The sequence below is a fragment of the [Mycobacterium] manitobense genome, from assembly GCF_025821665.1.
In the GTDB taxonomy this organism is placed as follows: Bacteria; Actinomycetota; Actinomycetes; order Mycobacteriales; family Mycobacteriaceae; genus Mycobacterium; species Mycobacterium arseniciresistens.
The window spans coordinates 1-4,431 of sequence record NZ_JACKSJ010000244.1 but is presented as its reverse complement, the minus strand read 5'-3'; the positions used below and the strand labels follow the sequence as shown (position 1 = coordinate 4,431).

Below are 4,431 nucleotides of genomic sequence, written 5' to 3'. Positions count from 1 at the left end.
CAGGCCCGCGACCCCGCCCCCGCGGCAGCCCGCACCCGTGGCGAAGCCCCGGCGGCGCCGACGCCGGGGCCGGATCGTCGGCTCACTGCTGCTGGTCACGGTGCTCGCGCTCGTGGGCGCCGCCGTGTGGATCGACACCTCGCTGCACCGGATCCCGGCGCTGTCGAACTACCCCGACCGGCCCGCCGCCGGGCGCGGCACCACCTGGCTGCTCGTCGGCTCGGACAGCCGCCAGCACCTCTCCCCCGAACAACAGGCCGAGCTGGCGACGGGCGGCGACATCGGGGTCGGCCGAACGGACACCATCCTGCTCGTCCACGTCCCCGGCCTGCTCTCGAGCGCGCCGACCACGATGGTGTCCATCCCACGCGACTCCTACGTGCCCATCCCCGGCTACGGCGAGGACAAGATCAACGCCGCCTTCTCGATCGGTGGCGCGCCGCTGCTGGCGCAGACGGTCGAACAGGCGACCGGGCTGCGGCTGGACCACTACGGCGAGATCGGCTTCGACGGATTCGCCGAGGCCGTCGACGCGGTCGGCGGCGTGACGATGTGCCCGCCCGAGCCGATCGACGATCCGCTGGCCGGCATCAGCCTGCCCGCGGGCTGTCAGGAGCTCGACGGCCGCAATGCGCTCGGCTATGTCCGCACCCGTGCCACCCCGCGCGCCGACCTCGACCGGATGACCAATCAGCGCGCCTTCATGTCGGCGCTGCTGCACCGCGCCGCCAGCCCCTCGGTGCTGCTGAACCCGCTGCGGTGGTATCCGCTGGTTCATGCGGCGGGCGGCGCACTGGCGGTCGACGAGGGCGCGCACGTGTGGGATCTGGCGAGGCTGGCGTGGGCGCTGCGCGGCGACGTCACGACGACGACGGTGCCCATCGGCGAGTTCACCGGCAGCGAGTCCGGTGCCGTCGTGGTGTGGAACAGCGAAGCGGCGAGCCGGCTCTTCGAGGCCCTCGCCACCGACGCTCCGATCCCCGCCGACACCATCGACACGCAGCCGTGAGTTCGGTTAGGTGCCCTCAGCAAACGCCACCGAAATTGCGTGACCGCGGCCACAGCACTTAGGGAAACCTCGCCTCAATAAGGCAGACCTTTGCTGACAACCCCCTCTGACCTGCTATATCCTCGCTTTCATGAGCAATGACAGCGCACTCGACACCAAGTTCCACGAGCTCCTCACGGACCAGGTGCGCAGCGAGTTCACCGCCGCCCAGCAATACATCGCTATCGCGGTGCACTTCGACGGCGCCGACCTGCCGCAGCTGGCGAAGCACTTCTACGGCCAGGCCGTCGAGGAGCGCAACCACGCCATGATGCTGGTGCAGTACCTGCTCGACCGCGACGTCGACGTGGCGATCCCGGGCGTCGACGGCGTGTGCAACCGCTTCGACACCCCGCGCGACGCGCTCAAGCTGGCGCTCGACCAGGAGCGTGCCGTCACCGAGCAGATCTCCCGGCTGGCGAGCGTCGCCCGCGACGAGGGCGACTACCTCGGCGAGCAGTTCATGCAGTGGTTCCTCAAGGAGCAGGTCGAGGAGGTCGCCACGATGACCACCCTGGTGCGCATCGCCGACCGGGCCGGCACCGACCTGTTCCACCTCGAGGACTTCGTGGCGCGCGAGATCAGCGTGCCCGCCGCCGATCCGACCGCGCCCCGCGCCGCCGGCGGCAACCTGTAGATCAGTCCCGTTCCGCCCCGGTCAGACCGTTCTGCAACCAGTCCTTGGTCCGGCCGGGGTGGTTCGTCGCCACCCACGCGACCCCCAGGTCGCGGCAGTACTGCACGTCCTCGTAGTGGTCCACGGTCCAGCAGTACAGCGCGCGGCCCTGCGCGGCCGCACGGTCCACGAGTTCGGGGTGCTCGCGCAGCGTCGCGATCGACGGCCCCACCGCCGTCGCGCCGACCGTGGTGGCCGCGCTGCCACCCAGGTAGCGCGACGTCTCCCCGAGCAGCACGGTGGGCAGCAGCGGCGCCGCCCGCCGGATCCGCCACACCGCCGCCGCGGAGAACGACATGACCACCGCGCGCGACAGATCCGCCGACGCCGGCGCGGCGATGCCGTAGCGGTGCAGCAGCGCCAGCACCTTGCTCTCCACCAGTGCGCCGTAGCGCACCGGGTGCTTGGTCTCGATGAACATCTTGACCGGCCGGTGCCAGTCCAGCACCAGGCGGACGAGGTCGTCGAGGGTCAGCAGCCCGGCGTCGCCGTTCGCGCCGCCGGCGTGCCACGACCCGAAGTCGAGCTCACGCAGTTGCGCCAGTGTCATCTCGCTGACCAGCCCGCTACCCGAGGACGTGCGGTCCACCCGGCGGTCGTGCACGCACACCAGGTGACCGTCGCGGGTCAGCCGAACGTCGCATTCCACGCCGTCGGCACCCTCCCGCAGCGCCAGGTCGTAGGCCGCCAGCGTGTGCTCCGGGCGGTCGGCGGAGGCACCCCGGTGGGCCACGACGAACGGGTGTCCACCGAGCGCCGGACCGGACTCCGCCGCCCCGGCGGTTCCGGCATCGCCCGAATCCATAGGGCTATGCTGCCGGGTGCTGCCCTCAGGTCTCAACCGCAACGGCCGATTCGGGTATCCGCTCCTCTTCCGGCCGGGCGTCGGACTGCGCCGTCCGGTCGTCGGGGACCAGCACCCAGCGTCGGGCCGCCCGCTCCACCGGAGCGCGCTCGAAGCCCAGGTAGATCCGCCTCGTCAGCAGCAGAACCGCCACGGACAGCAGGTAGGCGACCGTCGTGGTGACCGTGTTGTCGGCGACGCCCTGCGGGGTGTCGGGAAAACTCGTCGCGAACGCGGCGACGGACAGGATCGTGCACAGCATCCACAGGATCGTCCACACCAGCAGGGGCCGCCGCATCAGGCTGACGCGGCTCTCGATCCGGGCCAGCTCGTAGACGAACACCGGCGCCCAGACCAGGTTCACGAACGGCAGCAGGCACCCCCAGCGCAGCGCCCACGCCGGCCGGGGATCCGTCTGGCCGCGGTGGGCGAAGGCCGCCGCCCGGCGGGCGATCAGCCAGTTCGACAGCACGATCGCCAGCGCCAGCAGCAGGAAGAAGGCGACCACTGCTGCCACGATGCCGAGCCAGGTCACGCCGTCGGCCAGCCACGGGTTGAGCAGCATGCCGCGGTTGACCAGCAGCAGGACATACCGCATGAGCAGCATGAACGCGGCGACGCCGAAGGCGATCGTCGTCGCGGTGAGCAGGCGGCGCACCGCGCGCACGGAGGGCCCGGCATGGGTGCGCTCGTCCTGCTGCTCATCGGGCGGGAAGTACTCGACCAGCCCCCACGGCGGGATGGTGGTGTAGCGCGGCGTGGGGCCCAGGGGTCCGCGCCTGCGGCGCTGCTGCGGCGGCGCGCCGGGCCGCACGGCGATCCAGCGGTAGCCCGGGGGAATCTTCGGCGGCGCCTGACCCCCGGGTCGCGCTGCCGCCTCGCTCGGCTGCGCGCTCCACTCCGAGCCCGGCGCGGGACCCGACGGCGCGAGCAGCGTGCCCTGGCAGCGCGGGCACCACTGCCGCTGTCGGTCGCGCACGTTCCACCGCGTCCCGCAGCGGGAACACACCTGGATCATCCGACCAGCCTAGCGATGGCGGCGTCGGTGGCAGAGCAGTCGGTCGGGCACCCCCGAGTCAGACGCTGCCGACGCCGCCGTCGTCGGTGACGACAGGACGGCCTGCGCCGGCCCAGGCCAGCATCCCGCCGCTGACGTTGGCCGCCTGGTACCCGTTGCGGACCAGGTACTGCGCCACCCGCTGTGACCGGCCACCCGCGTGGCACACCACGTACAGCTGGGCACCAGGGTCGATGTCGGCAAGCCGGGACGGGACGTCGCCCATCGGGATGTGCCGCGCACCGGCGGCGTGCCCCCGCTGCCATTCGTCGTCCTCGCGTACGTCGAGCAGGATCACCGAGTCGTCGAAGGCTTCGGGCAACTGCGCGACGTCGGCCTGTGCGACCTCCACGTCGTCCATGTCCCCCATGCTGGCACGGCCGGCCGGCCGCCGCATCCAGCGACCGGGACATCGCGGCGGCAGCAATCTCCGGGCTATCCACAGTTTCCACAGGTCTATCCACAGGGCGTCGAACTGCCCGAACGCCGCGTGAGCCGCGAAGTCTGCGCGGACGATGGGAGTCGCTGTGGATAACCTGTGGTGCCCGACGGGCCGGTGATCAACACCCCGAGCTAATTACCCGATGCGTCAGGCCAGTCGCCGTAGGACATCCTCGTCCGGGCCGGGCGGGGTTGCGCGGCGTGGCCGGCCGCGGGGAGGCGCAGGCCCTGCCGGCAGGTTGCGACGGACGCCGACGACGGCCGCGAGGACGCCGGTTCCCATGCCCGCGCGCGCCGCGGCCCGGCCGCGTCGCGGCCCACGCCACCGGCGGCGGGGGCGCGGAGACCGACATCGGCTCCTGGGG

Annotated in this window: 6 protein-coding genes; 2 read left to right on the top strand and 4 right to left on the bottom strand. The window is 72.0% G+C overall.

The genetic code is table 11. The annotated features are described in order from the left end of the window. The coding region (locus H7I41_RS26830; RefSeq protein ID WP_264015684.1) for an LCP family protein at positions 1 to 1,009 on the top strand (1,009 nt) is incomplete at its 5' end. 130 nt (positions 1,010 to 1,139) lie between these two features. Next, complete coding sequence (locus H7I41_RS26825; protein WP_264015683.1) at positions 1,140 to 1,685, top strand: ferritin; 546 nt, start codon at positions 1,140 to 1,142, stop codon at positions 1,683 to 1,685. Position 1,686: 1 nt separating this feature from the next. Here H7I41_RS26825 and H7I41_RS26820 read toward each other — a convergent pair whose 3' ends face one another. From H7I41_RS26820 to H7I41_RS26805, 4 genes are all read right to left on the bottom strand, one after another. Next, positions 1,687 to 2,529, bottom strand: coding sequence for a glycerophosphodiester phosphodiesterase (locus tag H7I41_RS26820; protein WP_264015682.1), 843 nt, complete (start codon positions 2,527 to 2,529; stop codon positions 1,687 to 1,689). Positions 2,530 to 2,554: 25 nt separating this feature from the next. Continuing rightward, on the bottom strand, positions 2,555 to 3,586 hold the full coding sequence (locus H7I41_RS26815) for a DUF4328 domain-containing protein (protein WP_264015681.1): 1,032 nt from the start codon (positions 3,584 to 3,586) through the stop codon (positions 2,555 to 2,557). 58 nt (positions 3,587 to 3,644) lie between these two features. Then, entirely contained in the window at positions 3,645 to 3,986 is a 342-nt protein-coding gene (locus tag H7I41_RS26810) for a rhodanese-like domain-containing protein (protein WP_264015680.1), read from the bottom strand. A 212-nt stretch (positions 3,987 to 4,198) separates the two neighbouring features. Continuing rightward, on the bottom strand, positions 4,199 to 4,431 hold a 233-nt coding region (locus tag H7I41_RS26805), incomplete at its 5' end, for a hypothetical protein (RefSeq protein ID WP_264015679.1).

Excerpts from the sequence above, each read along its gene's own strand:
- H7I41_RS26820 (WP_264015682.1), bottom strand. The coding sequence starts at position 2,529 with ATGGATTCGGGCGATGCCGGAACCGCCGGGGCGGCGGAGTCCGGTCCG.
- H7I41_RS26810 (WP_264015680.1), bottom strand. The coding sequence starts at position 3,986 with ATGGACGACGTGGAGGTCGCACAGGCCGACGTCGCGCAGTTGCCCGAA.
- H7I41_RS26815 (WP_264015681.1), bottom strand. The coding sequence starts at position 3,586 with ATGATCCAGGTGTGTTCCCGCTGCGGGACGCGGTGGAACGTGCGCGAC.
- H7I41_RS26825 (WP_264015683.1), top strand. The coding sequence starts at position 1,140 with ATGAGCAATGACAGCGCACTCGACACCAAGTTCCACGAGCTCCTCACG.